A 26,297-nucleotide genomic window follows, 5' to 3' on the forward strand; every position below is an offset into this window, starting at 1 on the left:
GCCGAAGCAACCGCTATTACACTAACCTTCCCCGTTACCGGAATGTGTCATCTCGAGCATAGTAATTCATACTTCATCTTCAAATATACTTTTTAAAATCAAATCTGCGCATTCTTCGGAAGTGTTTAAATGTGTATTGACAGTACAATTATACTGGATATCTTTTGCCATGATTTGGTGTTGCCAATCAGATTGGTCTTCGGTTCTATTTTCTCGTGCAATATTTCTCTGACGGCAAATGTCTAAAGGGCAAAACACTTCAACAATGTATAATGGGTAACCAGAAAATATTTTGTTCACTTTTTCATAATGCGGTTTCAACTCAGGCCTTTCTACCATAATGCCATCAATAAGTACATTTTTACCATGGTCAGAAAATAATTTGGCTGTATGATACATCATGATAATTGCTTCACTTAAATACTTCCAATAATCTTCACGAAGATAACGTTCACCTATCATTTCTTCAAAAAGGTCATTGGCAACAACATAAAAAAATTCATGCGATTTTAACTGTAAAGCATCTACTATTGATGTTTTTCCAGAGCTCGTAACACCGTTCAAAAATACGATTCTACCCTTGTTCATCCTGTTAATGCCCCTTATTAATTCAATTAATCTCATTTTAATATTTAAACTGTAAGTCTGGAAATAAAAAACAACTATAATTGAACTATACTACCGTTAGTGAACAAATAAAAAACGGCTGCCGAAGCAACCGCTATTCCTCTATCGAGTCCCGTTAGCACAGCGAAGTGTTGTTACTGCACTAAACTGAACAATTATTAATCATTGCGAAAAAATACTAAGCACCAAATTGTCTTAAATGATGGTCTAGATGTTTATAAATCCCTTTACCCCATTGCTCAGGAGTAAACTTTCCAAAAAAAGGATGCGAATAGGATGAACATTTCTCCGGACCGTTTCTTTGGAAAGTTAAAATCTTTTGTTTCAGTTTTTCTTTTTCTGTCATAAAGTCTCTTTCATCTACAATAAGTATGGTCGGAATTGTTGACATATTGTGTGGTACCGGCTTGTCATTATAGAAAATAGAATTCACAAACCTTCCTATTAACCTTCCTAGCCAATATCTAGGGGGAAAGGAATTTCCCAATGCGATATCTTGAAATGCTGAGCAGTGAGCCAACATTTGAGCAACATTCATTGTTCCCCATTGTGGTTTTGAATTTGGACTTAAATTCTCGATGCGGTTCAGTATTTCTGCTGTATGCAATTCATTATATATATTTTCCATTGGCACACTCCATTAAATTTATCTGAGGAAGTTCACATATGTTGTAGACCGATGCGATTTCCTGTATAATCTAGAATCTTCTGGTTTGTCTATTATATTCATAATTGCTTCAGTACAATTCGACAGCATGCTGTCATTCTAATATTTACTATTTCCCATCAATCTAACCTTTGCTCACTATCCTGCCCATTAGTTGAACAAATAAAAAACAGTTGCCTAAGCAACTTCTATTCTACTAACGTTTACCTATGTCGTCCCTCATCAACCCTATTCTTCGCCAGTACTCTTATATCTTCGTCATCATCGTTCAATAAAATAGTTAAAACTCGAAATGTCGCTTTTTTGTTATAGACAATTCGTTTTCTAATTGAGCTATCTAAATCTTTTGCCAGTTTCATTTGTAAACTTTCTGGTAGTCGATTTTTTGTAGCAACATTAAATCTAACCCTTTCATCTGCATCGTCAGCTAGAATTTCCATAATCTCAATAGGAATTGATTTATTATGTGCTACCCATTCACGCATTTCAGGGTACGTTTCAATTACTTGTAACCAAACCTCAAAAGGTGCTTCATCCCATGCAGCCTTCAGATATTCCTCCATGTTATCACTAAGCCTTAACCTTACAAATTCTTCAGCAGAATTAATCATCATTCAACCCCGATAAACAGATTTATTCACATTTTCACATAAAAATTTAGTTCAACTAACCTGCCGTTAGTTGAACAAATAAAACCGGCTGCCGAAGCAACCGCTATCGGTTAACTTTCATCTTTGAAATGAAAATGTTCATGATGGATCGTATCCATTCCAACCAACTTACTACTCTTTCTATGGTAATATGCGAAGTTATTATTTAGCGGCATTCGAAGTAATTGATAATTGTGATCTCTTGGCAAAGCTTCGACTTCATTAATGGCTAACTCACGTGTGGTATAAATACCGACTGGAAAGAAATTCGGAAAATCAGTTGAAGTATCAGCAACGAAAATCCCCCAAACATAATCATTTGGCATATAATTCACCCGTCTCCTTTATCGCTCAATAAGACAAAGAGCAGCTGCCGCGGCGATCTGCTCCTTGTTTTAAGTAACTATAGTTCCCCGTTAGTTGAAGAGACTCGATTAAGACATTACAAAATTCAAGATTTTGTGCAGATGTACCCGCGGCTACTACCAGACACTGTTAAAGAATTAAAAGGCCATGATTTTCCGCTTTCGCTTTTCTTATTTGTCTTCTTTTGGCATTGGCAATGGTACTTTCCAATCCAGGTCATAGCTCTTTTTTGCCAATTCTGAAGTAAGACTTAGCTTTTGAGGGAGTTCTTTCATTTCATCACTTTGCAATTTTATTCGGATATGGTTTCTGCCTTGTTCATCCTTTCCTATCATTTTAAAATTTCCACCTGTTACATTGTATATTTTGCCCTTTTCATCCTTTATAGTCCAACCAAAACGATTAATAATTTTATCTGTGTCATCATCCATTAAAATCGTATCTGCTACATTAATATATGATATATCCTTTAAATAAGCCTCTAGCAAAATAGTAGCGTGCTTCTCATTCTTTGGAGATGCTTCATTTAATGGTTCGTCAAAGGTTACGGACATGATCTCAATCGTTTTGCCATCCTCATCTACTCTTACAGGTTTTTCAGCAAGCTGTTTTGGCTCAAATGATACACCTAGCTCATACGGTTCTGTTTTTTCTAAAGAATCCAATACTAGTGTATATTGATGATCAGGAGACAGGGGAGCAAATCCATACTTCCGATTAGAATGACCGTATTCTCCCACGGCTTTGCGTGAAATATCAAGCGCCCTAGTTAAATCTTTTACTTTCTCTCCTTTTTCATTTTCAACATGAAAATTCAGTTTATAATCATCATAGCGAACATAAGGATCAACTGAATCTAGTTTTCCTTTCACTTGTTTACTTTCCTCTACTAATCTTTTCTTTGCCTCTTCCGTCCATTTCGTTTCATAATCCACACGGGCAGCAGTCGGTGAATGCATAATGCTATTTAGATTGATTTGCAGTCCCTGTGGTGTGGTATACGTCTTATCGATTGGTAGCACCTTGGATGCCTTAATTGCTTTTTCTAAATCAATAGGAATCTTTAAGGCCCAATTTCCTTTAACAGAGTCGATCTGATTCCCCTCGAACTGTAATAAAAGGTTTTGTTCTTCTGTTTCCCCCGGTTTTTTTAGAGTGAGATATCCGTAATTTTCTTGGATTTCTACCATATACGTTTTAGTTTCTCTAATCACATTCCCTTTCAAATCTGTTACCTCTACGTTACTTATGTGAAGCTTATCCGGATGAATAAAGTTCTTTTGCTGATCCTTGATCGAATAAACAGCCACAATTCTCATCGGATCAGCCAATATCTCCTCTATTTCAAGAGTATAGCCCCGATCAGTAACAGAGGCATTTACCTTCTGTGAAAAACCTTCCTGTGCTGCATATTGCAGTTCTTTATCAGAACCATTAAATAGCGATTTAACATAGGCCGCAAAGGTAGGACTCACCGATATCGTTAAAAGCAAAGCGCAGCTGATTAAGACAGGAAGTACCAAAGTGCCTAGTAAACGCGACCTTTTTCTTTTATAGGCTACCACTTGGTCAGGAATCACAAAACTAGGCTGATCCAATTCTCCAGCAACATTTTTTAGAGTTTGTGCAATTTGTTTGTCAAGATTAGTCATGCATGTTCACTCCCATCTCGGTAAATACCTGTGTTTCTTTGTTTATTTGTATTTTTTCAGCAATTAACTTTCTGGCCTTATGTAGCCTTGATTTTACCGTTCCCTCAAATACACCAAGGATTTTTGCAATTTCAGCTATACTAAACTCCTCATAATAGTAAAGGATAACTACTGAGCGATGTTTCAGCGTCATCATCTGAATCGCTCGCCAAATCTGTTGCTCTTTCTCCTTTTGAAGAATACTCTCCAATGGGTTTTGCCCAGGGTCAATAGAGTCCAAATATTCTTCCGTATTTTTCTTTCTACGCACCATATTAAGTGCACGATGTGTCACAATTTTTATAAACCAAGCTCGAAACGATGTCCCTTTTCGTTTATCATATCGATAAAGTGATTTATACGCTTCCCATAGTGCTTCTTGAACGGCATCCTGAGCTAGATGATAATCATGAACGATCAAAAAAGCGACTCGAAATGCACTAGTTAAGTGAGGTTGAACAAGTGTTTCAAAATCAACTGGACCTCCTTCCTTGGGTATTGGAAAATGATGATTTTCTTTCACTTAAAAGACCTCCTCGTTTTTCCTTTCACTTCTTATTCACCAGTTCTCGTATTTTGGTTCATAAAAAGAGGAAAAAACTTTTCCCTCACTTGGGTGAACTGCTACTTGCGAGGTTATCAATAAATTTTCTGATTTGAATTTCTTATCAGACTTTTTTGGCGTTAATTCATTACGACAGCTATTAGAGAAATCACCCATTTTTTCATAATAACCGTTCAGCTGAAGAAGTTTTCAGCCCACATTATCCAGATTTATACTTAAATTATCCTGCCCGTTAGTTGAACAAAGGGCTACCTCTCGGCAACCCTCTCATTATTGAACTATAGTTCTCAGTTAGTTGAGCAACTTGTAACTGCAATCATCTTAATCGCCTTTTATTAAATCGTTCTTAGCTAAATCGAAGGCTACTGCGAGATATCTTCACATTGCTGCATTAAAGAATATTCCATTTTCTTCGATTAATTTGAAGCTAGCGTTGATTCATGAACATGATTGTAGAAATGCCTTTTTTACGATGCGGATCAGGTACTTTTAACATACCGATATCAACTAAATGTTTGAGTACGAAGGCGAGTATGGTTCCCGACGCCATGCAGTTCTGTGACCAGTAACGTACATATTTATGTGCATGATCTGGTTGTCCTTCGAGGTTCACTTGATAAACAGCTTGATCCAATTTCGTGGCGGCTTCTTTGATTCGTTCGGACGGTTGCGGAATCGCCGCATGCAGACGTTCTCCTGTTTGCTTATCCTTGCAATAAACAATGTTAACTTCAAGGTCAGATTCCGTTCTCAGCAAATATTGTTTATCGAAAAGACGGCGATAGGCATCAATGTTTACATCGTTTTGCGGTAAACCTCCATTGATCACATGCATCAGACTAATGAAATCCGAACTCAGATTGTCTCGCCAACTGTCCTTCCTGCCACACCACCACGTATCGACCTGCCATGCCTTTATTGCAAACTCATCGGAATCCCGATTCATATTTCCACTATAATAATATTGTTTAGGATCAAAACTGACGTCAAACTCTCTGTGAATCGTTGCATGAGCGGCGTAATGGCCGCCATCTTTGCGGCTGACGGAAACCTCTTCATGGCTAACCCTATTGAGTTCTTTGAAGCTCAATTGATTACCAGCATACGGAATGAGGCTCCACAACAGTAGATTGACATCGCCGCCAGGAATGTAGATACCCGTCTCTTGGAACACTTCACCCATCGAGAAAAATGTCTTGAAATAATGCTCGACTGCAATCTCCGCATATTCTTTGAACAATGGGTACAGCACCTCGCTTTTCATTGGGGACGGATCTTCTATGTACATATTGGTACGATACTTTCTACCCGGTAGTTTATCCATGAATCCGTATTCTTCCAGTAGTTCGATTTCATCCTCTATAAATACTGGTGAAATGCCCAGCTCTTCAGCAATTTCATTAATCGTGAGTGGCTTGTGATACGTTGAGAAAGCGATGTTTTGTCTAATCGCTGTCGCTAAAAAGTCAGAGGTGTCGCCTTTCTTTCCTGGGGATCCATTATGCCCTAAACCTGTCATGCGAATCGGGTTGATGCCGAGATTACCCATTGATCGAATGGTGTTCATTTTGTGTTTCAGCTCCTTTTTCGCTTCGAATAAATGCCATTTGATTGTGCCGCTAGAAAGACCCAGCTCAGCCGCGATTCCACTAATTTTCATTCCACCATAATAGTACTTGATAACAATTGCCCGTTGCTGGTGAGATAAAAAAGCTATTTCCCGCCGCAAAGCGCCAGCCGTTTCTTGACGAATGATCTCGTCGAAGCCCTCGTCTCTGGACATCACCTCTTGGTCATCAATCCGCATTTGGTTGGAAGCTTTCACTTTTTCGCCTACGAATTTCGCCCATACATAATGCGCAATCTTAAAGACGTAACTGTTCAGATCCAAGAACTCTGACTTTTTGAGAAGCGCTTGGTATACTTCCAGCGTAATTCTTCCCGCCAGCTCCTCGGCTTCGGCGATCGTTCCCGTTTTGTTCAAAGCAAAACCATATAGCGGCTTGATGTAATCCTTGATGATTCGGTCAGCTTGTTGTTTATTCATGTTCTAAAAGCTCCTTCTATCGGTGGCACTCAAATATATACTGCAGCGAAAACGATAAAGGTTGGGGAGTTTAGAAAAATTTATTCAACTATCCTTCCCTTTAGCTTAATGCCGCTCCCAATCTAGTTCTAGATTAGGCTTCTCATTAAATAAAAAAAGACCGTTTCGGTCTTTTGTGCAACTTCGAACACCCCAACTCATGTTACAATACAACCTGAACTCATACTTTACGAAGGCGGTTGATACTGTTGATTTACATCATCAAATTTGTATACAGCTTTGTGCTTCCTCCAGGACTTTTCATCCTACTTCTGCTCGGTCTTGTCATTTGGTTATGGAAAAAGAACCGTCGTCCTGCACTTGTTCTGCTTGGTATTACACTGCTTATGTACTTCTCCATGACTCCCTTAGTCAGCGATGCGTTAATCGGAGGTTTAGAACGAAAATATCCACAACCGGATACATTGCAAGGAGATGTCATCGTTGTGCTTGGTGGAGGTGCAAGCTCTGGGACACCGGATATTGATGGCGAGGGTAACTTATATGGATCAGCAGCGAATCGGCTAATTACAGCTGTGCGACTACATAATGCGAGTGGTTTACCCATCCTATTCTCTGGTGGACAAGTCTTCTCCGACAGCGGCAATGAAGCGGATATCGCAAAAAGACAACTCCTTGGACTCGGTGTCCCCGAAGAGGATATCCTGACCGACAATCAATCTCTTAACACGGAGCAGAATGCTGTAAATACCGCCGCAATCCTACAAGAGAAGGGACTTAAGCGTCCTGTACTTGTCACATCAGGGTTTCATATGCCCCGCTCGATGCAGCACTTCAAGAATGCAGGGCTAACAGCGCAAGCTTTTCCTACAGATTATATCGCCAGCGCTGAATTTTCGTTGCAACCCTCAAAGTTCACTCCTTCGCCAGGAGCCATCTCCACTACAGGCACAGCCTTAAAGGAGTATTTAGGTCTTCTTGTTGCTCATCTATTTAATTAGATCTGTGAATTTCGCATTTGTTACCCCTGCAAGAAGCTGCGGTGATACATCCAATTGTTGCCCAATTTTTCCGGCGCTAACGGCTATCGTTCCCTGACTTTCTGCGCTGCTATCAATGAACGTTGGATATAGCTTTTTCATACCGACTGGTGAACATCCACCACGGATATAACCCGTCCATTTCTGCAAGTCCTTCACTGGCAGCATCTCAATCTTTTTCTCTCCGGCGGCCTTGGCCGCCTTTTTGAGATCCAGCTCCTCAGCAACCGGTATAACAAATACATAAAGATTTGCTCCGCTATGAGCGACCAAAGTTTTAAAAACCGTCTCTGCCGACTTTCCAATCTTCTCCGCAACTGCCGTACCATGGATTAGTCCATCCTCGTTGTCATAAACAAACACTTCATATCCAATTTTCTTCGCATCTAGCATTCTCATCGCGTTGGTTTTGGTTACTGCCATATCTGATCTACCTCTCTTTAATCTACTCGATATTTTATGGTCAAAGAGGCCCCAAAGCCAACATGGCTCACAGGACCTCTTATTGCTGCGTTCCCATTAATCTCTGGGATAATTAACTTGCATAATATCCATAAACGGAACTTTTTCGATACCTTCGTTTTTACTGATGTGTACTTTTCCAGTCCGCGAGTCCATTTCTACAATCGTTCCGCGCACCTGTTCTTCTTTTCCCCATACGGTCAATAAAATCTCAGAACCTTCTTGCTTGGCTTCAACTAACTGATTGCCTAGCTCCTCAAGTACAAATTCATCTCTTGTGGGCCGCTTGGCTACTTTTGCTTTTGCCACTCTACTCCTCCAATAAGCGATTACAGGTATTAAGTATTTTAAAATACTAAGTATGAATGCTCTCGTTTATTATATCATGTTTCAGTTTAAGGCTCGAACCCCTTCTGGCTCAAGAAAAGCTCATCTTCATTAAAAACACTCCGGAGTCCATCGTACACCCTGCGATAAGCCGCCGGATCGTACCATTCTTCCAATTGCAGCTCTTCATAAAGGGAATAAATACCTAATCTCCGTGTCCGTTTGCCCCCACTGCCATCTCCCATAAAATAATCGTCGATACAGACCCTATCCACCAAACCCCTTAGGATCTCTGGAAAAGAAGTGCTGCTTGGCAATACCGGAGCGATGGTTGCTTGAACAGGAATGCCCGCTTCACGCAGTAATTTCAGTGTCTTTAATCTTGCAGAAATGGGCGGAGCACTTGGTGTGAATTTTTCACGAATATCTTCACGATCCGTCTCTACAGTCATACTCACGCGAGCCTTGTCTTCTAAGCGTAATAATAAATCTATATCTCTGCGTACGAGCGGACTGCGCGTCTGCACGAACAGAAAATCGGGCGGGGTCTCCACCATAACCTCCAGCAAAGCCCTGGTTACCTGCTCCTTGTGCTCTATCGGTTGGTATGGATCTGTACTAGAGGACATAAAGATGGAGACCGGTCCTTTGGACTTTGCTTTCTGGAGTTCTTTGCGTAAGATAGATGCAGCTTCTTGTTTGACATCTACCCACGTTCCCCATTCCTCTTGTCGAAACAGTGAAACAGGCATTTGACGCACATAACAATAAGAACAGCCATAAGTACAGCCGGTATATGGGTTTAAAGAATGACTATATCCGTTCAGATAACCCGTCCCCTTATTTAGTAAGGTCTTTGGGGTTTTGTACTGGATCTCAATATTCATAATTCTAGAGCACTCTTTCCACTTTCCAAATTAAGCAGCCTAGTCTTCATCTCTAATCCCCCGCGGTAGCCAGTTAATGTTCCATTCTTGCCAATGACTCGGTGGCAGGGCACCGTAATTAGTATCGGATTTGCACCTATGGCCGTCCCTACCGCGCGTACTGCAGCAGGCTTTTGAATATGTGTGGCGATGTCCGAATAAGACCACGTTTGTCCATATGGGATTTCACATAACGCTTTCCACACCGCGAGTTGAAATGGAGTCCCACGATAGTCAAAAGGAATGCTGAATGCCTGCCGTACCCCTTGCAAATATTCGATCAGTTCCTGTACAAATGGAACCATTTTCTCATCGTCCTGCACCAGTTTACTTTCAGGAAATCTACGGCTGATCCAGTCACTCATTTCTTCGAATGGCTTCTGCTGCGACCCCACATAACTTAATCCTTTCTCCGACGCTGCGATATAGAAACTCCATTCCTTATAAGCTAGCAATGTCCAGTATATGATTGCACTTGGTCTACTCTCCATTTTTCTGTACCTCCAAGAATAATTCAGAATGATTCGTTAATTCTAATTTGTTAAGCTGTCGATACTTCGTTGGGGTAAGCCCCGTCTTTTTCTTAAATAAGGTAATAAAATACGGCGTATTTGGCAGACCCACATGTAATCCAATATCAGCTACATCCCGATCCGTGGTAACCAAATATTCAGATGCCTGATCGATTCTCTTTTGCTGTATATAATCCACTGGAGTGATTCCCGTTACTTTCTTGAAGGTTCGATGCAGATGATAAGGGCTTCCATGACAGACTTCTGCCAGCGTTTCAAGAGTAAGAGGTTCATGATAATGTTTGTCGATATATTCAGTCATTACAGCCACCCATTCCTTATCCGGCAGCCGCTCACCCGTTGGTTTGCATCTTTTACAGGGACGAAATCCAGATTCTAATGCTTGTTCTGCATTTTGAAAGATACGTGTATTCTCTCGATTAGGTGCTTTGGACTTGCAGGAAGGTCGGCAAAAGATTCCCGTAGTCTTCACTGCATAAAAGAATTTTTCGTTATAAGCTGCATCATTTTGCAAAATAGCCTGCCATTGCTCCTCAGTCATCTTCTCCACTTCTCCACTCTTATCCATACGATTCACCTCTAAACCAAGTATACCCCGCTTCAGGGTCATCTGTACTCATTCTAGAATGTAAAAGCAAGATAGTGAAATACAAGAATGGTGAGATTGCTCGTAATTACACTTTGTTTATCGAATCCGCACTTCCTTTGTCAACCTTGCAGGGAGCAGCAATTGAACAACGAATTACTCATAACATGACTACCTGAACTGGAGGAATCAAAATGGAAATTCTGAAAACAAAGGATGCCGCAGAGCTGCTGTCCGTTAGCCAGACTACGATCAAACGTTGGGCTGCTATGTTCCCTGATTTTTTTCCAAAAGACCGGTTTGGCCACTATACATTCTCAGAGCAGCAAATCAGCTTGCTTAGTCATATTAAAGACCGCATTAATCACGGAGAACCACTAGAGAGTATTCAATTAACTGACTCGAATGAAAAGCAGATGTCCACGTCACCGCAAGATCCACTTCATCCCACAGACGCTGAGCCTATGCAAGATATATTATCCCGGATTCATTATATTGAACGTACACTCGATCAAAAAGCTGACGAAGTAGTCATGATACAGTTGCTTCAGCAGCGTGAGGAGCTTGAGGATCTGCGGATAATGATCAAACAATTAGCGGCAACCCTAGAACCCATGCAAGTTTCAAAAGGCAACGCCTTCACATCTAATGAAGCTTCCCATCCCGTTACTACTGCAAGGTTGCCCTCTCCACCAAGAAAACGTGGTCTATTACGCTCATTCTTTTTCCTGTAAGCCTGAAACACAAAAAGAACCTACTTCTAACTAACGTTGAAGTAGGTTCTTTTTAAATATCGTTGGACATGGATGACAAAGTCAGCGATTAACGGTTAGGTAATCCCCTATTGCTTCTGCAATAAAGCTGAGCCTGCGATTCCTGGATGCGTCATTTCGTATGGGTCCAGAATCAGATTGAGCTCTTCCTCGGATAACACATTATACTTAAGGCACAATTCACGAACAGATTCTCCTGTCAAAATCGCCTCACGAGCAATACGTGAAACCACTTCGTAGCCCAAATGCGGGTTAACCGCAGTAATGATTCCGACACTCCGCTCCACATCCCGCTCTAGCTTCTCTTTATTGGCTTCAATACCAGCCAGACAGAAATCTGTGAAGACTTGGAAGGAGTTGTTCATGATGCTGATGGACTGAATGAGATTAAACACTAGAACTGGCTCCATAACATTCAGTTCCAGTTGACCCGCTTGGGAAGCCAGACAGATTGTATGGTCATTTCCTATCACTTGAAAAGCTACCTGATTGATGACCTCTGCCATAACCGGATTAACTTTACCTGGCATAATGGAGGAACCAGGCTGGCGAGCAGGTAATGAAATTTCATTAAACCCTGTCCGCGGGCCGGAGGCCATGAGTCGAAGATCATTAGCGATCTTGGACATGTTCATCATGCAGACTTTTAGCGCAGCAGATACTTCTGTGTATGCATCTGTATTTTGCGTAGCATCCACAAGATGATCTGCAGTAACTAGCGGCAATCCACTTATTTCGGCCAAATGTTCTACAACCACTTCGATATATCGAGGGTCAGCATTTAATCCAGTTCCTACTGCCGTTGCCCCCATATTCACTTCATACAAATGATGACGTGTATGTTCAATACGTTTGATATCTCTCTCAAGTACTCTGCGATAAGCCTCAAACTCTTGGCCCAGACGAATTGGCACTGCATCTTGTAGATGCGTGCGTCCCATTTTTATAACCGGATCAAATTCCTTAGCTTTGTCTGCAAACACCTCATGCATTCTGCGCATAGTAACAAGCAGTTGTTCCAGAAGAGAAAGCGTCGCAATATGAATAGCCGTCGGGAATGCATCATTTGTAGACTGCGCCATATTCACATGAGAGTTGGGACTTAAATGACGATAGTCTCCTTTTTCATGACCAAGCAGCTCTAATGCTCGGTTAGCAATGACTTCATTGGCATTCATATTTAACGAGGTACCTGCACCACCCTGTATAGGGTCTACAATAAATTGTTCGTGCCATTGACCTTCGATGATCTCATCTGCTGCTTTCACAACAACTTCTCCAAGCCCACGATAGAGCCTGCCGATTTCCATATTTGCAAGCGCAGCGGCTTTCTTTACGATCCCCATCGCTTTGATTAATTCATTGTGCACTCTATAACCCGTAATTGGAAAATTCTCTACTGCGCGTAATGTCTGAATCCCATAGTATGCGTTCTTATCTACTTGTTTGCTGCCTAGAAAATCATTTTCTACACGAAATTCAGTTCCTGTCACAGTAAATCCCTCGCATTCTTTGAGTTAGGTTTGAACGGATTTAAGAAAGCGCATTCATTCATATGTCTCACTTAGATATTAACCTTTATTGTGATAAATGTCTCTCATAAAATTAGAGATTAATGTAATTAATTTCAAATAAAATTACGAAAGCCTTGCCCTTAAAGGAAAGCTGGTTTTTTTAGGAGTAAATTTCCAATTGAAGCTATAGCATAGTATGCGCATTTATAATATAAAAAAGTCGACCTTAAGGTCGACTCCATCCAAACTTAACTCACAACTATGTTGAGTTCTTATTAAACCATATAGTTCTCCAAAGAGATCTTCACACCATTCAGCAAAGCTCGCGGTTGCTCTGACTCGCTCTTCATACTCAAATGCAATCTATCGCCATTACTGGTCGTATAATGAGCCGCCAAGCCGCCTTCCATCTCAAAGTGTGGTTCATTATGGGCCATTGCTATTACGAATGCATCCAGTCCGATGATGCCACGCTCTGCAGACTCCTTAACACCGATCGCCTCAACGATCACCCCACCCGGCATCCCTTGAACGGTTACCTCAATGTATCCCGGACGTTCCTGTAGTTGGTACGATTGAGATAAATATATTGCGAAATAGACATCCCCAACCTGACCGAATAAGGCGTTCGGGTCTTGCATCCACTCCCCATGAGGAAGAACACCGATGATCGTATTCTTTTCCCCCTGAGGAATGGGAAATAAAGAAATAACTACATTCTTGTGATAGAGGACCTCCATATAACGGCTCTGATGGCGAGGATCTCCCTCATTGTAGCCTTGACCTGGATGGAAGAAAAATAGCTGGTTGGACCCTCCTTCTCCATTCACAGGCAGAGAGAAAGTCCAACGGAGCTGTTCATTATCAAATTCCTCTACTCGTTCCCACATCCCGCCTGCTGCAAAACCCTCTGTAATATAGGCATAGGAATGAAGCAACGGTTGAGCGTTCGGATCTGCTGGGACTACCTTCTGTGTAATCTTGGTGGTTTCCACTGGCGTCCGCCGATTCATTGCAGCTGTTAAAACCTCATCTGGTGCTTTATAGAATAGGAGTCCCGCGTATTCCGTGCGTGGCATTGCCTCTGAAAGCTTGAAGTCCCCGAACTGAACATAGTCATGAAGCACATTAGCATCCCCTGGTACATCATGTGGCCAACCTCTAGAATGTGCACCCACCCAAGCACCATGTAAATAAAACTCTGCTCTTACCTTCCAAAGATGATCAAGCATGTCTTTAAGAGTAGTTATTAAATCCGTATCTTCTGTCGGGACAAGCTCCAAAGCGCAGGTAAACGCCTGTATCCAATGCCAGAACCACGGGAGACTGCCGTATTCTGGCATACCCTTAGAGCGGATGTATGTCAATGTATCCTTCAAACTTTGACGACCATCCTCAACGAGCACATCATCTGCAAACATAGTGCCAAAAATCAGCTTTGCTGCTGTATATTTCGCTTCATGATGCCCAAAAGTGATTACCGGCTTACGGTAGAAATCACTCCGATAAATGTGTCCAAATGCTGTATTCAGGACAATGCGAAGTTGAGCGTTTAGTGCTCCACCATATCTTTTGCAAAAGTAGGCCATCAGACTGCCCATAATTTCTACAGGCAATTCATGCGGCGAAGCCTTACGTGGAACCGGATTCAATCCAAGTGGCCAGTGCCCGTATAGCTCCGTGCCAGGTTGACGATTCTGTAGCATTAATGTCTCTAGCAGCACATCCTGTGCCTTCTGTTTCGCTTCTTCCCGGTCAAAAGGCAACGACAAAGAATCATCTACTGCAGCTGCAAAAAGATATGAGGCATAATAAAAGTTATTTCGCACATCATCGTGGAACCAGAGTCCACTCTCAAGCAGAGGCTGTCTCTGCGCTTCCAGCGCTATACTTATAATGATTTCTTGTTGACGGTCCTGATAAGTACTCTGAATACCATTCGACTCCAGCATTCAAGTTCAACCTCCCACATCTCAATTTTCAATAGTATGATAACAATCCTATAAATGAGAACTAAGCGAACTAAGCATTTTAGATCTATTGTGCACACTTTTCGTTCATTTGGCAATTATTAAAACTTATAAATAAACTAAAATGAACCAATATCTAAAAATAAACACTTGTAATATGAACGTATATGGAGTAGATTGTACCTATACGAACTAAAATATGCTTGTGAAGGAGATTGAATATTCCATGGAAAGACGTTTTGCATCCCATCCTAATGAAGTTAAGCAGTTTGACACTGAGCGCCTCCGTAAGGAATTCCACATTCCTGTCATTTTTGCACCAAATGAACTGAAACTTGTACTTACCCATGAGGATCGCATGATCGTTGGCGGTGCTAATCCTGTTAAGGAAGAAGTTGCACTTACAACTGACCTTAAAGAACTTGGAGTTACTTACTTCTTGGAACGCCGTGAGCTGGGGATCATCAATGTTGGCGGTAAAGGTTCGGTTATTGTCGATGGTACAGAATATGAAGTAGATTTCAAAGAATGTCTGTATGTCGGTCAAGGTTCTAAAGATGTTATCTTCAAAAGTGCAGACGCTTCCAAGCCCGCTAAATTCTATTTGAATTCTGCCCCTGCTCACCAGTCCTATCCAACTACCAAAACCACTCTGGCTGAATCCGAATCTGGTGCAATGGGCGGTTTGGAGAACTCCAATGAGCGTACCATTCACCGGTTCATTCATACAAACGGCGTGCAAAGTGCTCAGCTAGTTATGGGTATGACTCAACTGAAGCCAGGTAGCATGTGGAATACGATGCCAGCACATACACATCCACGCCGGATGGAAGCTTATTTCTATTTCGATCTACCGGACGATTCCGTTGTGTTCCACTTGATGGGAGAGCCTAATGAAACTCGCCATATCGTAATGCAAAACGAACAAGCGGTTATTTCTCCAAGCTGGTCCATACACAGTGGTGTTGGTACTCATAACTATACTTTTATCTGGAGTATGGCTGGCGATAATAAAAGATATGATGATATGGACCCCGTATCCATGAAAGAACTACAATAGAGACAAGCTAAAACGCCTTCGGCGTCCTTTTAAGGACGATAAGCGTTTGTGCGAGAATTATAAGGAAGAGTCTAGCGTGAAACTTAAACTTTCTTATAATTTTAATCAATTACGGAAAGCTGAGGCAAGCGGATGAACCCGATACGACGACATGAGATGATTATGGAAGTTATGCTGAACCAAAAAGATGTAACGGTGAATGAACTGAGTGATAAGCTACAGGTTACAGGAAAAACAATTCGTGAGGATTTAAGCAAGCTGGAGGAGCAAGGACTGATCGTACGTGTACATGGCGGAGCTGTGCTGGCACAAAGCGACCAGTTTGGTATTTTGCCCTCTAAGGATCCATTGGATAAGTATTCCGACGAAAAAACAGAGATCGCCTTGCGCGCGCTTGCTCATATTGAACAGGACGATATTATAGCTCTTGACGGCGGGAGCACAACGCTTGAAATTGCCCGACGCCTGGACAATATGCCTCTAACGGTAGTCACCAATGATGTATACATCATCAGCGAACTGGTTCCCAAAGATCATATTCGTCTCGTCGTTCCCGGGGGTTACCGTGTCCGCAATATGTTGGCCGGCCCTGAAGCCGTCTCCTATGTGCAACAACTTAATATTCAAAAAGCATTTCTGTCCTCGACAGCTGTTCATATCGAACATGGACTTTCTATTTATACAGGAGATTTAATTGAGTTTAAGCAAGCCCTTGTGTCTACTGCCCGTAAAGTGTTCGCGGTTGTGGATCATCATAAATTCGGCCAAACTGCGCTGCGTACATTCGCTTCTCTGCAGGAAGTTGACGTTATCTTGACAGATAAAGGACTCTCTCCCGAAACAGCAGAACAGTTCCGCAGTGCAGGCATTGCCATTGAATGTGAGTAATAACGGAATCAAATCCATTTAAATCAAAGGGGCGTAATTTATAATGTCATCATCATTATTCAGCTTGGCAGGTAAAACAGCACTCGTAACCGGTGCTGCTCAAGGTCTTGGACAAGGCATTGCCCTTGCCTTCGCAGAAGCAGGTGCGGATATTGCATCCGTATCGCTTAATACAAGTCAAGAAACCGTAAACGCTGCAAAAGCTTTTGGTGTAAAAGCAGTTAGCATCGAATCTGACTTAAGTGATCATAGCAACCTGCAAAACACATTTGATCAAGCACTTGAACTGACTGGTCATGTTGACATTCTCGTGAACTGTGCAGGGATGATCCGCCGTACTCCTGCAAAAGACCATAGTGAAAAAGACTGGTTCGATGTTATTAACCTGAACTTGAACACAGTGTTCCTTCTGTCTCAGATCGCTGGCCGCCACTTCCTGGAAAGAGGATCCGGCAAAATCATTAACATCGCCTCTATGCTCTCCTATCAAGGCGGAATCAATGTCCCTGGCTACACCGCGAGTAAGCACGGGGTTGCAGGTCTTACTAAAGCTTTTGCCAATGAATGGGCAGGCTCCGGTCTGAACATCAATGCGATTGCACCAGGCTACATGGCGACTGAAAATACAGCTCCAATCCGTGCTGACCAAAGCCGCTCGGATGCTATCTTAGATCGTATTCCAGCTGCACGTTGGGGAACACCTGATGATCTTAAAGGTCCTGCTGTATTCTTAGCTTCCGCAGCATCCGACTATTTGAATGGTCATATTCTTAATGTTGACGGCGGATGGATGGCTAGATAAATAACCTGAAATATTTAACCCGCTGCCTGTGGCAGCGGGTTATTTTTACTTAAACAAGCTTGTAATGGATTCCCCATCAAATTTACTAGTAATCTTAAAATTTCCAGAGTGATACTTACTATTACTAGATCGATCGCTGAAATACAAGTAATCTGTGCCATAGAGTGTCATTCCAAAGCGCTGATCTTTATTTACATATATTCTTATCCAATAGGTCTCCGCAGGTCGTTCTGATGCATCACTTCTTTTTAATTTCACGTCAGAAAACTCATGTATGATCTTTTCAATTTCTTTCGGGTCATCCACTTTAATTTCTTGTTCATTAGAACTCTTAAGAACTCTAATGGAGGTGATTTGAGTAGCATCGATTCGATCCAGTACAAGATTTTGAAATGAATTATAACTGTGATATAAGGGAACTCCATAAAGAAGCAGATTTATTACTATAAGAAACAATAAAAATAATTTACTTTTTTTCATAATTATTAGCCTTCTATCTCCACAAATTCTCCCGGATGTGCCCGAATATACTCGCCAATCAACCTGTGGCTATCTTCGGCTATGTTCTTAAATCGTTCAAATAAACCACTCATCTCATTCAACAACTCAGGATCTCGATCGAGATCCGTGAGGGTAGCATCAACCCACTGTATTCCAAGTCGATTGTTTCTTTCTTCGAGAAATGCCTTTGTTTCCTGAAGCAAAAGAATCATCGGATCATCGCCAAAAAATCGTATGCCTCCCATCACCCCTGTCCAATACCCCGGCAGGTCTTGCATGTAAGAAATCCAAGCATAATACTCCCCTTCGGAATTACGGCTGTGATCATGCATTACTCTGAACATACAAAGTGCTTTCTGTCCATCTGTGAGCTTTGAGATCACTTCGGATTTGATCGATGGTGATTTTGCGCGAATCTGCTGAAAGGTAGGCTCCATACAGGCCCATCCTAATCTTTCATCACTAAAAGTGTCCAAATCCTTCTGCTTCATGGTTACTAAATTCATTTAACTCCTCCTTTGATTAACATCCAAAAATATACATTTCATTCTAGCGGTTGTCAATAAGAACCTCCCTAACATTTAGGGTAATTCGAACGTTTTTATGATAGGCTTTAGAAAGAAGAAATCATCACAAAGGAGCTTTTCTATGCATAATGAGATACTTACCATTTTTGATGAAGTAGGCAACCGAACAGGTACGGCTCCACGTGAAGAGGTACATCGGTTAGGACATTGGCATGAGACTTTCCACTGCTGGTTTATAAGCAAAGATCAGGAAATACCCTATATCTATTTACAACTTCGGAGTGAACAGAAACAAGATTATGCGGGACTACTGGACATCACGGCCGCCGGACATTTGCTGGCAAACGAAACTGTAGAAGATGGAACACGCGAGGTTCATGAAGAGCTGGGACTGGATTTATCCTTAAAAGACCTGATCCCGCTAGGGACAATTCCTTATAGTATGAAAAAAGAAAAACTTATCGATAATGAACGAGCGCATGTCTTTGTTTATAACAATTCCTATCGTCTAGAAGATTTTCAGATACAAAAAGAAGAGGTCGCCGGCATTGTCAAAGCAAAGTTCTCTGATTTCCGCAGATTTTGGCAGGGAGAAATACATAGTCTACAAGTCAACGGTTTTCAAATCGATCCGCATGGACATAGAATTACCATTGAGCAGGATGTAGACATGACCCATTTTGTACCCCACGATACGGATTATTATTCTCGTATTATTGAGGGAATCGAGGCAATATTACTAAAATCACCAGAAGTAACGGAGGACAAATGATTATTGATCAACAAATATTTAGTGTGAGAGGAATCCAATACATCATTCGATCTGCAATCCCTACGGATGCTATGACATTGTCCAAATTAAGAGTACAAATTGATGGTGAGACCGAGAATTTAGACAGAGAACCAGGTGAAGCGTTCATTGACGAATTAGGCTTCAAGGAGCTTATTCAATCTGATTCGAAGGAACCCAGAAATTTGTTTCTTGTAGCGGTAGTTGAGGATCAAATCGTTGGGTTCTCCCGATGTGAAGGCCCTACTTTAAAAAGATTCACTCATAAAGTAGAGTTTGGAGTATGTGTGCTGCAGAATTATTGGGGTTATGGAATTGGAAAGAATCTTTTAGCAGAATCTATTGCTTGGGCCGACGCTAACGGTATCCAAAAAATCACTTTAAATGTCCTCGAAACGAACGACAAAGCTATCACCCTTTATCAGAAGCTTGGCTTTAAGATCGAGGGAATATTAAAAAATGATAAGATTCTTGCTGACGGAAAATTCTATAACACGATTATGATGGGACGATTTATGGATTGATAGTAAAAAGGCAGAACCTGAATCCCTCAGGTCCTGCCTTCTTTTTATACTAACGATTTACGCTTCAACATTGCGAGATCATTTACAGCTAGATTTAACACAGACTGAGCAGCAGTGCCTGAGCACAAATCCGTATATTCCGCTCCATCTAATTGTACCGCTTGCGGACTGCCGCTGTAGTTTTGCACAAAAATATAATCACTCTCTCCATCCGTACGAAGCTGCGCTGTCACACCAGTTGGAAGCTCACTATCAAGCGCACGAGTAATTCCCGCTTTTGCAGTGATTGCAGCATACAATTCAACGTAGAAAGAGGCATCTTTTACACGAGTAGCGAGATGATACGCATTTCCTTCACCGAAACGATTTACCGTAAGCACTGGACGGCCAGCATAGAAATCGCTGCGATAAGTGCCTAATGCTTCCGCACCTTCCAAGTGGATCAGCTCAGCAATTTCATGCGCATCATAATCTCCACTAAGATTAAGTGCATTGCTCGCCTGCATTACAACACCATTCAAATCACGGCTATGCAGCCCTTCGGTCTCTTCTGCCCAAATCCCGAGCGTTCTACGTAGCGGTCCTGGGAATCCACCCAAATGACATAAATCCGTTTCGTTAACGACACCAGACCAATAGGTTGCAAGGAAAGTTCCGCCTTGCTCAACAAACTTCTCGATACGCTTTCCATTCTCTTCACTGATCAGATATAACATAGGTGCGATCACCAGCTTGTAAGCGGACAGATCATCCCCCGATCCGATCATATCAACTGGAATGCCTAGCTCCCAAAGGGCACGATAATGCTGTAGTACAGTCTCCTCATAACGCAATCCGGAATTACGAATGCCTTGCGCATCCTTGATCGCCCAGCGGTTGTCCCAATCGAAAATAATCGCTGTTTTTACTGGAGTTGATGTACCTACTACTTCTGTCATTCCCGCCAGCGTCTTTCCTACCTCTGTAACGTCTTTAAACACACGAGTCTCGGAGTGGCCGCTATGGTCAACAACTGCACCGTGGAACTTCTCACTAGAGCCCCGGCTTTTACGCCATTGGAAGTATTGCACAGAATCCGAACCATGTGCTACCGCTTGAAGCGAAGACAGCTTGTGCATGCCTGGACGCTTCAGCTTACTGACCGATTGCCAGTTCGTAAGAGATGGCGTGCTTTCCATGAGCAGGAACGGTTTCTTTTTAAAAGAACGCATTAAATCGTAGTGCATCGCCGTCCATGCCGCCAGTCTAGCATCGTCACCATCTTCGGTATAATGCCATTCTGGATAAGCATCCCATGAGACAACATCCAGAATTTTAGCCAGTTCGCGGTAATCAATGCCATCGATCATATGCATATTCGTTGTAATAGGCAGTGCAGGATTGTAAGGACGAACAACATTGATCTCATGCTGACAGAAGTCAATCGTCCGTTCACTGACAAACCGCCGCCAGTCGAGGTTCAAGCCATGTACTTGCGTCTCTCCATGTGGAGCCGGGGATTCAATCTGTGTCCATGAAGTGTAGGTATGACTCCAAAAAGTAGCCCACCAAGCATGATTCACCTCATCCAGACTGTTATTGTATTTGACCTTTAACCAATCTCTAAAAGCATTCTGACAAAGATCACAGTGACATTCACCACCGAACTCATTCGAAATATGCCAACCGATAACCGCTGGATGCTGGCTATAACGTTCTGCTAGCTTCGCATTTAAAATCGCAGTCTTTTCCCGATACACAGGCGAGGTGAAGCAATGATTATGACGGAAGCCATGTAAATTGTGAACACGATTACGTTCCACTCTTAGAACTTCAGGGTACTTCTCAGACATCCAAGCAGGTCGTGCTCCACTAGGAGTTGCCAGGAAAGCATAAATCCCATTCTCTGCAAAAGAATCCAAAACACTATCGAGCCAATCGAAAGTGAACACACCTTCTTCAGGCTCTAGGGATACCCAAGAAAAAATTCCGACAGACATCACATTGCAATTCGCAAGCTTCATCAGACGAATATCCTCACGCAAAATTTCTGGGTACTTCAGCCATTGCTCAGGATTATAATCGGCACCGTGCAGCATCACTGGAGCTTTGCTGCTAATCGGAGAGTGTTTTTTAGTCATAATGTAAGATCATCCTCTCAATTCTGCCCATTTTTTGAATGGGACTATTCTCTGATGAGACGCTAGATGCTTAAGCTATCAAATTCACGAATCATCATTTATACTATTTATAATATAAGAAAATTCATCCCGATCAGTAGGAATATACTCTCGAAGTGATAGTACAAAATGAATATGAGGTGAATCATCCTGCTTCCTTTTTCACTGATAGAACTACCGCGCGACGCTGAGACGCTTCCCTTATATCCCTACTCTGTAGGTCGTCATATACAATTTCATCATGTGCGCCCTACAGGTTTTCCTGTTCATCAAATTTTTCTGATTCGTACCGGAACTGGGTTGTTTCGTGATCTGGAGAGCGGTACTGAAATCATACTAGAACCTGGAATGGCTTTCGCCTTCCCACCGGATCGAGGACACGAATATTATCCTACCTCACATGAACCATGGCATGTGGGTTTCATCGGAATCGAAGGGAGTCAATCGCAGGGAATGCTGGAGGGGATTGGCCTTCTCCCTTATCTCCCTTATCATCCTGCTCGTTTTGAACAATGTTGGGAGGAAATCGGAAAGATCTGGAATACGGTGAACAATCAGACGGCTAGTCGTCAAGACGAGCAAGGGATGGAGGATCTATCTATAACCCTATATCGATTACTTCTGATGTTACGTCGTTCTGAATCCATACACTCCTCAGGCAGTCGTTTAGAACTTGAGTCTGTGCGTAATGAAGCGTTGGCTAAAGCGGTTGAACTTATTAACGAACATTATACTGAGCCACTCCTTATCTCCAATCTAGCAGCTGCTGTGGGGTATTCCGTCCAGCATTTCCAGCGTCTATTCGTACAGGAATATGCCGTAACTCCACATAAATATCTACAGAATCTGCGACTAGAACGTGCGATACAGTTAATGACAGAGAATGCTGATATTCTCGTTCAGGATATTGCGATTCAACTGGGAATGGAGACGAATTATTTTATCCGAATCTTCCGAAATACTTATGGCTGTACACCTGGGGTGATGAAGCTTCGGCTTTTAGAGGGTGAACAAAAAAGATAACGAAATCCAAAGGGATATCGTTATCTTTTCATTTAAATATAGGATGAAGTTAATCCCGCAGCAATTCGTCCCTCACTTCGGTCAGCACGAATCCAAGTAGGTTCCTACCCCGCCATTTTACGGGATTCTCCGCATCAGGATTGGACTGGCTCATGCCTATTCCCCAAATGCGATCCTGTGGGCTAGCTTCGACGAGAATACGGTTTTTCGTTGACTTGAGGTATTCGCCAAGCTTCGGATTCTGCGAAAATTTGGCTATATTTCCTCTTTTGACAATGTTATAGCATTCTTTATCCCAAGTGTCATTTTCGAAGTTTCTTACTGCACGCCCGTAGGCTTTCATCTCCTTGGGATGCTTAGCTTTAAGGATCGCGTCCAACATCTCGTCATCTCCAAACAGTCTTGCTTTCTCGGACATCATAAACTGCTCGACACAGGAATACTCTATCCCCTCTACCATGAAAGGACTCATCCACCATTGGCTGAAGCAGCTTTTGTCCACGCCGTCGTGCTTTGGCGGTGTATGGCCCCAGAAGAACACAAACTTGAACGTTTTGCCCGCGATATAAGCTTTTCTTAACTGCTCTATATTGTATATCATTGATATTCCTCCATATTTCTCCGATATAAGCGGGAAGGACGGTGTCCCGCATTTTCAGTATAATGATCGGTCTCCGCTACGAGATCCGCTACTTTACGTCGGAATGCGGCTTTCAGCAGCTCTTTGTCTAAGATCACCTCATAAACCTGCTGTAGATCCGTCAAAGTGAAGAGATCCGGCATCAAGTTTAGCGCAATATCGGTGTAATTCACTTTTCCCCGCAGTCTCTCAATAGCGCAAGCTATAATCTTCGCATGATCAAAAGCCAATCCGTCATTTAATACAATGGAGTATGCGGTTGACGTAGAGGCCGACTTTGACGTTATCGTCCGACCCACAACTGCCGTAAACTCTTCTTCATCGCTGCTTAGCTTGAGCTCGTATTCCTTCGTTTTCACATACCCATCCTCAATAATCTCTTTCCGCTCGCGCAGAAGCCGATAGGTTACCTTGAACCAGGCAGCATGGGCAGCGTCATCTCCTGCTTTCAGCTGTACCTGATCACTGTTGATTAAGGCCATGTAGCTACAGCTCATCACCCAGGTACGCGGGTCCCTTCCAACATCGCTGAAGGTGTACAACTGCTCCAAATAAATGTCATCCACACCGGTTTCCTCATTCAGCTCCCTCACCGCCGCCTGCTCTGTCGTCTCGTCCGGCCGGACGAAACCGCCTGGAAGTGCCCAATTGCCCAGGAACGGGTGACCTCCCCGCTGAATGAGCAGAATTCGCAGCTCTTTTTCCGGAAGCTTGCGGTAGCTGTCCGCCTCCGTGTTCGTAACGGTGAAAATGACCATGTCCGCCGCCACCGAAGGCCGCTCGAAATCCCCGGCATGGTACTGTTCTAAAAATTGACGTTCCGTAAGTCCATCGCGATCCAACATATTCATGTATCCTTGCCTCCTTTGTTCTTTATTCTAGCCATTCAACTCTCCGAAATAGTTCCGGTAGGGCTCGAACTTTGCCAAGACCTCGCTTACTTTGTGCATTCGTTCCTCTAGGTTTCCTCGCAATGTGATATAGGGAATCCGCCGCTCTTTCAAATCGGCAATGATTTGCTTATGAAAAATATGCCGCTTCTGATCCCCGCTACGGTCCCATGTATTCTCATAAGGAATATCATCGTCACACAGGAAAAACAGATCGTAGCGCTGCGCGTTTTCTAACGCGATCCGGGCTAAGCATTCAGGGGCCCGGCCGTGGTAATCCAAAGCAAACATATATGTGGTAATTGCATTGGTATCGACAAAGAGATATCGGTTAGCTTCCAGCATCGCCTGCTCCTCACGTTCGATATGGCCCAAAGCGATCTCATCGAACGCTTCTAGGCTGATTCTACGATCCACTTGATGCTCGGTCCAGTAATCACGCCCATATTCGCTCGCAAAGGTTGTGAGATACCGCTGCGCCAGCGCTTCGGTGATTGTAGATTTTCCAGTCGACATCGCTCCCACAAAAACCACTTTCGTGATTAACCCCCTATACACGACATCACTTACAAATCTGCGATATTTATAAGGGTCGGCACGTACCATCGTAGCCGAAATCGGCACCCGCTCACGGGCTTCATCCACCCGCCGGTCCGCCGCGCCTAATGCGACACTCATATGCTCACCGTAAAACTCACTAGAGTAAAAATGCGTCACTTGCTCGCCCTTCAACAGCCCTAAAATATACTGCTCCTCTCGAATCTCATGCTCCCGATCGTTCGAATACCCGTCTGGACCGTCCCAAGCTTCGATTACCCGTACCGTCGGATAGAGCTTGCGGATCCAGTTCGCCCGGATATGAAGCGGAATCGGGGTCACCGTCGTTTCGTAGATTACCACAATCAATTCGTCGACCTCTTGCAACGCCGTCTCTATCATGAATTGATGTCCTTTATGCAACGGGGCAAACTTCCCCAGCGTTAATCCAAGCGTCTTCATACCGATACCTCCTTAGCCCCTTTATTCCAATTGTAATAGCCGTATGCCGCGTTAATCAGATACGCACTCCACATGACGATCATTAGCACCCCTTCGCTACTGCCTTCTAGCATCCGAATTACCCACAGCAGCACCGTAAACATATTCAAAACAATGTAGACCAGCCATTGTTCCTTAAATCTTCTGACCATTAAAAAGGTAGCCACAATGGATAATACCGTTGTAATAGCATCTATATAAGGCGAGTTCTGCCCTGGGATGAACGATAGCCCGATTCCCAGTAACAGGCAGCCTATTACGCAGACTGCTCCAACAAGGAACAGCCACTTAAGATCCATCTGTCGCATGGATAGCTTGCCGTCTTGGCGGTTGTTTTTCCACATATAGAAGCCAATGACATTCATAGGTACAAAGAATAACAAATTCAGCATGACCTCTCCAAACAAACCGTTTATATAAGCCAAGTACGCGTAACCAACGGTATTGTACATTCCGAAAACATAACTCATCAGGTTTCCTTTCGCCGCGAGCACCACACACAGCACCCCGGTCATAAAGACCGTAAATCCGAATAAGGAATCTTTAGAAATAACCGTAAACGCAACAGCAATAGAGGTAAATAAAACTAGCCAGACGATTTCAAACAGATTCCAGCCACCCCATGTTTTATTCACTTTCATCCACTCCCTTTCATTAAATTTCCGAATCTTCACCATTCAGTTTATTGTTAGTAACTTTTTGATAATAACA

At 42.7% G+C, this 26,297-nt stretch carries 30 protein-coding genes; 9 read left to right on the forward strand and 21 right to left on the reverse strand.

Annotated elements, in window-relative coordinates; translation table 11 throughout:
- Positions 1–66: 66 nt before the first annotated feature.
- From MKY99_RS17845 to MKY99_RS17875, 7 genes are all read right to left on the reverse strand, one after another.
- Complete coding sequence (locus MKY99_RS17845; protein WP_339265433.1) at positions 67–588, reverse strand: AAA family ATPase; 522 nt, start codon at positions 586–588, stop codon at positions 67–69.
- Positions 589–805: 217 nt separating this feature from the next.
- Positions 806–1,255: a DUF1569 domain-containing protein gene (locus tag MKY99_RS17850; RefSeq protein WP_339265435.1), complete on the reverse strand. Its 450-nt coding sequence runs from the start codon at positions 1,253–1,255 to the stop codon at positions 806–808.
- Between the two features lie 242 nt (positions 1,256–1,497).
- Positions 1,498–1,908: a hypothetical protein gene (locus MKY99_RS17855; RefSeq protein WP_339265437.1), complete on the reverse strand. Its 411-nt coding sequence runs from the start codon at positions 1,906–1,908 to the stop codon at positions 1,498–1,500.
- Positions 1,909–2,015: 107 nt separating this feature from the next.
- Positions 2,016–2,270, reverse strand: a complete 255-nt coding sequence (locus MKY99_RS17860) for a hypothetical protein (protein WP_339265439.1) — start codon at positions 2,268–2,270, stop codon at positions 2,016–2,018.
- A gap of 210 nt (positions 2,271–2,480) precedes the next feature.
- Positions 2,481–3,962 carry a DUF4179 domain-containing protein gene (locus MKY99_RS17865; RefSeq protein ID WP_339265441.1) on the reverse strand — a complete coding sequence of 494 codons (1,482 nt, stop codon included), beginning with the start codon at positions 3,960–3,962 and terminating at the stop codon, positions 2,481–2,483.
- Positions 3,955–4,524: an RNA polymerase sigma factor gene (locus MKY99_RS17870; RefSeq protein WP_339265443.1), complete on the reverse strand. Its 570-nt coding sequence runs from the start codon at positions 4,522–4,524 to the stop codon at positions 3,955–3,957. Before MKY99_RS17870 ends, MKY99_RS17865 begins: the two co-directional genes overlap by 8 nt.
- 469 nt (positions 4,525–4,993) lie before the next feature.
- Positions 4,994–6,613, reverse strand: a complete 1,620-nt coding sequence (locus tag MKY99_RS17875; protein ID WP_339265445.1) for a sigma factor-like helix-turn-helix DNA-binding protein — start codon at positions 6,611–6,613, stop codon at positions 4,994–4,996.
- Positions 6,614–6,861: 248 nt separating this feature from the next.
- Here MKY99_RS17875 and MKY99_RS17880 point away from each other — a divergent pair, with 248 nt between their 5' ends.
- Positions 6,862–7,614, forward strand: a complete 753-nt coding sequence (locus MKY99_RS17880; protein WP_339265447.1) for a YdcF family protein — start codon at positions 6,862–6,864, stop codon at positions 7,612–7,614.
- Here MKY99_RS17880 and ybaK read toward each other — a convergent pair.
- The 5 genes from ybaK to MKY99_RS17905 form a co-directional block, all read right to left on the reverse strand.
- Positions 7,603–8,076 carry a Cys-tRNA(Pro) deacylase gene (ybaK, locus tag MKY99_RS17885; protein ID WP_339265449.1) on the reverse strand — a complete coding sequence of 158 codons (474 nt, stop codon included), beginning with the start codon at positions 8,074–8,076 and terminating at the stop codon, positions 7,603–7,605. The genes MKY99_RS17880 and ybaK overlap by 12 nt on opposite strands.
- Positions 8,077–8,172: 96 nt before the next feature.
- Entirely contained in the window at positions 8,173–8,424 is a 252-nt protein-coding gene (locus MKY99_RS17890; protein ID WP_042189285.1) for a YolD-like family protein, read from the reverse strand.
- 86 nt (positions 8,425–8,510) lie between these two features.
- Positions 8,511–9,329 (reverse strand): radical SAM protein, encoded by an 819-nt coding sequence (locus tag MKY99_RS17895; protein WP_339265452.1) that lies wholly within the window; start codon positions 9,327–9,329, stop codon positions 8,511–8,513.
- Entirely contained in the window at positions 9,326–9,859 is a 534-nt protein-coding gene (locus MKY99_RS17900; RefSeq protein ID WP_076300618.1) for a methylated-DNA--[protein]-cysteine S-methyltransferase, read from the reverse strand. Before MKY99_RS17900 ends, MKY99_RS17895 begins: the two co-directional genes overlap by 4 nt.
- On the reverse strand, positions 9,849–10,469 hold the full coding sequence (locus tag MKY99_RS17905) for a bifunctional transcriptional activator/DNA repair enzyme AdaA (RefSeq protein WP_339271706.1): 621 nt from the start codon (positions 10,467–10,469) through the stop codon (positions 9,849–9,851). The genes MKY99_RS17900 and MKY99_RS17905 overlap by 11 nt, the downstream gene beginning before the upstream one ends.
- Positions 10,470–10,543: 74 nt before the next feature.
- Between MKY99_RS17905 and MKY99_RS17910 the strand changes: the two genes are divergently transcribed.
- Both MKY99_RS17910 and MKY99_RS17915 read left to right on the forward strand, forming a co-directional pair.
- Entirely contained in the window at positions 10,544–10,666 is a 123-nt protein-coding gene (locus tag MKY99_RS17910; protein WP_339265453.1) for a hypothetical protein, read from the forward strand.
- 15 nt (positions 10,667–10,681) lie between these two features.
- Positions 10,682–11,221, forward strand: a complete 540-nt coding sequence (locus tag MKY99_RS17915) for a MerR family transcriptional regulator (protein WP_076286206.1) — start codon at positions 10,682–10,684, stop codon at positions 11,219–11,221.
- Positions 11,222–11,328: 107 nt separating this feature from the next.
- On the opposite strand, the gene aspA is transcribed toward MKY99_RS17915, so the two are convergent.
- Positions 11,329–12,753 carry an aspartate ammonia-lyase gene (gene aspA / locus MKY99_RS17920; protein WP_042128747.1) on the reverse strand — a complete coding sequence of 475 codons (1,425 nt, stop codon included), beginning with the start codon at positions 12,751–12,753 and terminating at the stop codon, positions 11,329–11,331.
- Between the two features lie 296 nt (positions 12,754–13,049).
- Positions 13,050–14,726 (reverse strand): hypothetical protein, encoded by a 1,677-nt coding sequence (locus MKY99_RS17925; RefSeq protein ID WP_339265456.1) that lies wholly within the window; start codon positions 14,724–14,726, stop codon positions 13,050–13,052.
- A gap of 244 nt (positions 14,727–14,970) precedes the next feature.
- On the opposite strand from MKY99_RS17925, the gene kduI reads away from it, so the two are divergent.
- From kduI to kduD, 3 genes are all read left to right on the forward strand, one after another.
- Positions 14,971–15,804: a 5-dehydro-4-deoxy-D-glucuronate isomerase gene (gene kduI, locus MKY99_RS17930; RefSeq protein WP_339265458.1), complete on the forward strand. Its 834-nt coding sequence runs from the start codon at positions 14,971–14,973 to the stop codon at positions 15,802–15,804.
- 132 nt (positions 15,805–15,936) lie between these two features.
- Positions 15,937–16,692 carry a DeoR/GlpR family DNA-binding transcription regulator gene (locus MKY99_RS17935; RefSeq protein WP_076286209.1) on the forward strand — a complete coding sequence of 252 codons (756 nt, stop codon included), beginning with the start codon at positions 15,937–15,939 and terminating at the stop codon, positions 16,690–16,692.
- Between the two features lie 43 nt (positions 16,693–16,735).
- Entirely contained in the window at positions 16,736–17,494 is a 759-nt protein-coding gene (kduD, locus tag MKY99_RS17940) for a 2-dehydro-3-deoxy-D-gluconate 5-dehydrogenase KduD (RefSeq protein WP_042189303.1), read from the forward strand.
- Between the two features lie 45 nt (positions 17,495–17,539).
- Here the strand turns inward: kduD and MKY99_RS17945 are convergent, their stop codons facing one another.
- Positions 17,540–17,974 (reverse strand): DUF5301 domain-containing protein, encoded by a 435-nt coding sequence (locus MKY99_RS17945; protein WP_076300612.1) that lies wholly within the window; start codon positions 17,972–17,974, stop codon positions 17,540–17,542.
- Between the two features lie 5 nt (positions 17,975–17,979).
- Positions 17,980–18,501, reverse strand: a complete 522-nt coding sequence (locus MKY99_RS17950) for a hypothetical protein (protein ID WP_339265462.1) — start codon at positions 18,499–18,501, stop codon at positions 17,980–17,982.
- A 142-nt stretch (positions 18,502–18,643) separates the two neighbouring features.
- Between MKY99_RS17950 and MKY99_RS17955 the strand changes: the two genes are divergently transcribed.
- Both MKY99_RS17955 and MKY99_RS17960 read left to right on the forward strand, forming a co-directional pair.
- Entirely contained in the window at positions 18,644–19,294 is a 651-nt protein-coding gene (locus MKY99_RS17955) for an NUDIX domain-containing protein (RefSeq protein WP_339265464.1), read from the forward strand.
- The gene (locus MKY99_RS17960) at positions 19,291–19,836 is read left to right on the forward strand and encodes a GNAT family N-acetyltransferase (RefSeq protein ID WP_339265466.1); all 546 of its coding nucleotides are present in this window, start codon (positions 19,291–19,293) and stop codon (positions 19,834–19,836) included. Before MKY99_RS17955 ends, MKY99_RS17960 begins: the two co-directional genes overlap by 4 nt.
- A gap of 44 nt (positions 19,837–19,880) precedes the next feature.
- On the opposite strand, the gene MKY99_RS17965 is transcribed toward MKY99_RS17960, so the two are convergent.
- Complete coding sequence (locus MKY99_RS17965; protein WP_339265468.1) at positions 19,881–21,956, reverse strand: beta-galactosidase; 2,076 nt, start codon at positions 21,954–21,956, stop codon at positions 19,881–19,883.
- A 282-nt stretch (positions 21,957–22,238) separates the two neighbouring features.
- Between MKY99_RS17965 and MKY99_RS17970 the strand changes: the two genes are divergently transcribed.
- Entirely contained in the window at positions 22,239–23,018 is a 780-nt protein-coding gene (locus MKY99_RS17970; RefSeq protein ID WP_339265470.1) for an AraC family transcriptional regulator, read from the forward strand.
- Between the two features lie 49 nt (positions 23,019–23,067).
- Here MKY99_RS17970 and MKY99_RS17975 read toward each other — a convergent pair whose 3' ends face one another.
- The 4 genes from MKY99_RS17975 to pnuC are packed head-to-tail and all read right to left on the reverse strand — an operon-like array spanning position 23,068 to position 26,221.
- The gene (locus tag MKY99_RS17975; RefSeq protein ID WP_339265472.1) at positions 23,068–23,619 is read right to left on the reverse strand and encodes an NADAR family protein; all 552 of its coding nucleotides are present in this window, start codon (positions 23,617–23,619) and stop codon (positions 23,068–23,070) included.
- Entirely contained in the window at positions 23,616–24,509 is an 894-nt protein-coding gene (locus tag MKY99_RS17980) for an NUDIX domain-containing protein (protein ID WP_339265474.1), read from the reverse strand. Before MKY99_RS17980 ends, MKY99_RS17975 begins: the two co-directional genes overlap by 4 nt.
- Positions 24,510–24,536: 27 nt before the next feature.
- Entirely contained in the window at positions 24,537–25,547 is a 1,011-nt protein-coding gene (locus tag MKY99_RS17985; protein WP_339265476.1) for an AAA family ATPase, read from the reverse strand.
- On the reverse strand, positions 25,544–26,221 hold the full coding sequence (gene pnuC, locus MKY99_RS17990) for a nicotinamide riboside transporter PnuC (protein ID WP_339265478.1): 678 nt from the start codon (positions 26,219–26,221) through the stop codon (positions 25,544–25,546). The genes MKY99_RS17985 and pnuC overlap by 4 nt, the downstream gene beginning before the upstream one ends.
- Between the last annotated feature and the right edge of the window lie 76 nt (positions 26,222–26,297).

It is taken from the genome of Paenibacillus sp. FSL R5-0470, assembly GCF_037975205.1.
Classification (GTDB): Bacteria; Bacillota; Bacilli; order Paenibacillales; family Paenibacillaceae; genus Paenibacillus_AQ.

Coding starts and splice junctions, on each gene's coding strand:
- MKY99_RS17845 (WP_339265433.1), bottom strand. CDS start 588: ATGAACAAGGGTAGAATCGTATTTTTGAACGGTGTTACGAGCTCTGGA.
- MKY99_RS17850 (WP_339265435.1), bottom strand. CDS start 1,255: ATGGAAAATATATATAATGAATTGCATACAGCAGAAATACTGAACCGC.
- MKY99_RS17855 (WP_339265437.1), bottom strand. CDS start 1,908: ATGATGATTAATTCTGCTGAAGAATTTGTAAGGTTAAGGCTTAGTGAT.
- MKY99_RS17860 (WP_339265439.1), bottom strand. CDS start 2,270: ATGCCAAATGATTATGTTTGGGGGATTTTCGTTGCTGATACTTCAACT.
- MKY99_RS17865 (WP_339265441.1), bottom strand. CDS start 3,962: ATGACTAATCTTGACAAACAAATTGCACAAACTCTAAAAAATGTTGCT.
- MKY99_RS17875 (WP_339265445.1), bottom strand. CDS start 6,613: ATGAATAAACAACAAGCTGACCGAATCATCAAGGATTACATCAAGCCG.
- ybaK (WP_339265449.1), bottom strand. CDS start 8,076: ATGGCAGTAACCAAAACCAACGCGATGAGAATGCTAGATGCGAAGAAA.
- MKY99_RS17895 (WP_339265452.1), bottom strand. CDS start 9,329: ATGAATATTGAGATCCAGTACAAAACCCCAAAGACCTTACTAAATAAG.
- MKY99_RS17900 (WP_076300618.1), bottom strand. CDS start 9,859: ATGGAGAGTAGACCAAGTGCAATCATATACTGGACATTGCTAGCTTAT.
- MKY99_RS17905 (WP_339271706.1), bottom strand. CDS start 10,469: ATGGATAAGAGTGGAGAAGTGGAGAAGATGACTGAGGAGCAATGGCAG.
- MKY99_RS17915 (WP_076286206.1), top strand. CDS start 10,682: ATGGAAATTCTGAAAACAAAGGATGCCGCAGAGCTGCTGTCCGTTAGC.
- MKY99_RS17925 (WP_339265456.1), bottom strand. CDS start 14,726: ATGCTGGAGTCGAATGGTATTCAGAGTACTTATCAGGACCGTCAACAA.
- kduI (WP_339265458.1), top strand. CDS start 14,971: ATGGAAAGACGTTTTGCATCCCATCCTAATGAAGTTAAGCAGTTTGAC.
- MKY99_RS17935 (WP_076286209.1), top strand. CDS start 15,937: ATGAACCCGATACGACGACATGAGATGATTATGGAAGTTATGCTGAAC.
- kduD (WP_042189303.1), top strand. CDS start 16,736: ATGTCATCATCATTATTCAGCTTGGCAGGTAAAACAGCACTCGTAACC.
- MKY99_RS17945 (WP_076300612.1), bottom strand. CDS start 17,974: ATGAAAAAAAGTAAATTATTTTTATTGTTTCTTATAGTAATAAATCTG.
- MKY99_RS17950 (WP_339265462.1), bottom strand. CDS start 18,501: ATGAATTTAGTAACCATGAAGCAGAAGGATTTGGACACTTTTAGTGAT.
- MKY99_RS17955 (WP_339265464.1), top strand. CDS start 18,644: ATGCATAATGAGATACTTACCATTTTTGATGAAGTAGGCAACCGAACA.
- MKY99_RS17960 (WP_339265466.1), top strand. CDS start 19,291: ATGATTATTGATCAACAAATATTTAGTGTGAGAGGAATCCAATACATC.
- MKY99_RS17965 (WP_339265468.1), bottom strand. CDS start 21,956: ATGACTAAAAAACACTCTCCGATTAGCAGCAAAGCTCCAGTGATGCTG.
- MKY99_RS17975 (WP_339265472.1), bottom strand. CDS start 23,619: ATGATATACAATATAGAGCAGTTAAGAAAAGCTTATATCGCGGGCAAA.
- MKY99_RS17980 (WP_339265474.1), bottom strand. CDS start 24,509: ATGAATATGTTGGATCGCGATGGACTTACGGAACGTCAATTTTTAGAA.
- MKY99_RS17985 (WP_339265476.1), bottom strand. CDS start 25,547: ATGAAGACGCTTGGATTAACGCTGGGGAAGTTTGCCCCGTTGCATAAA.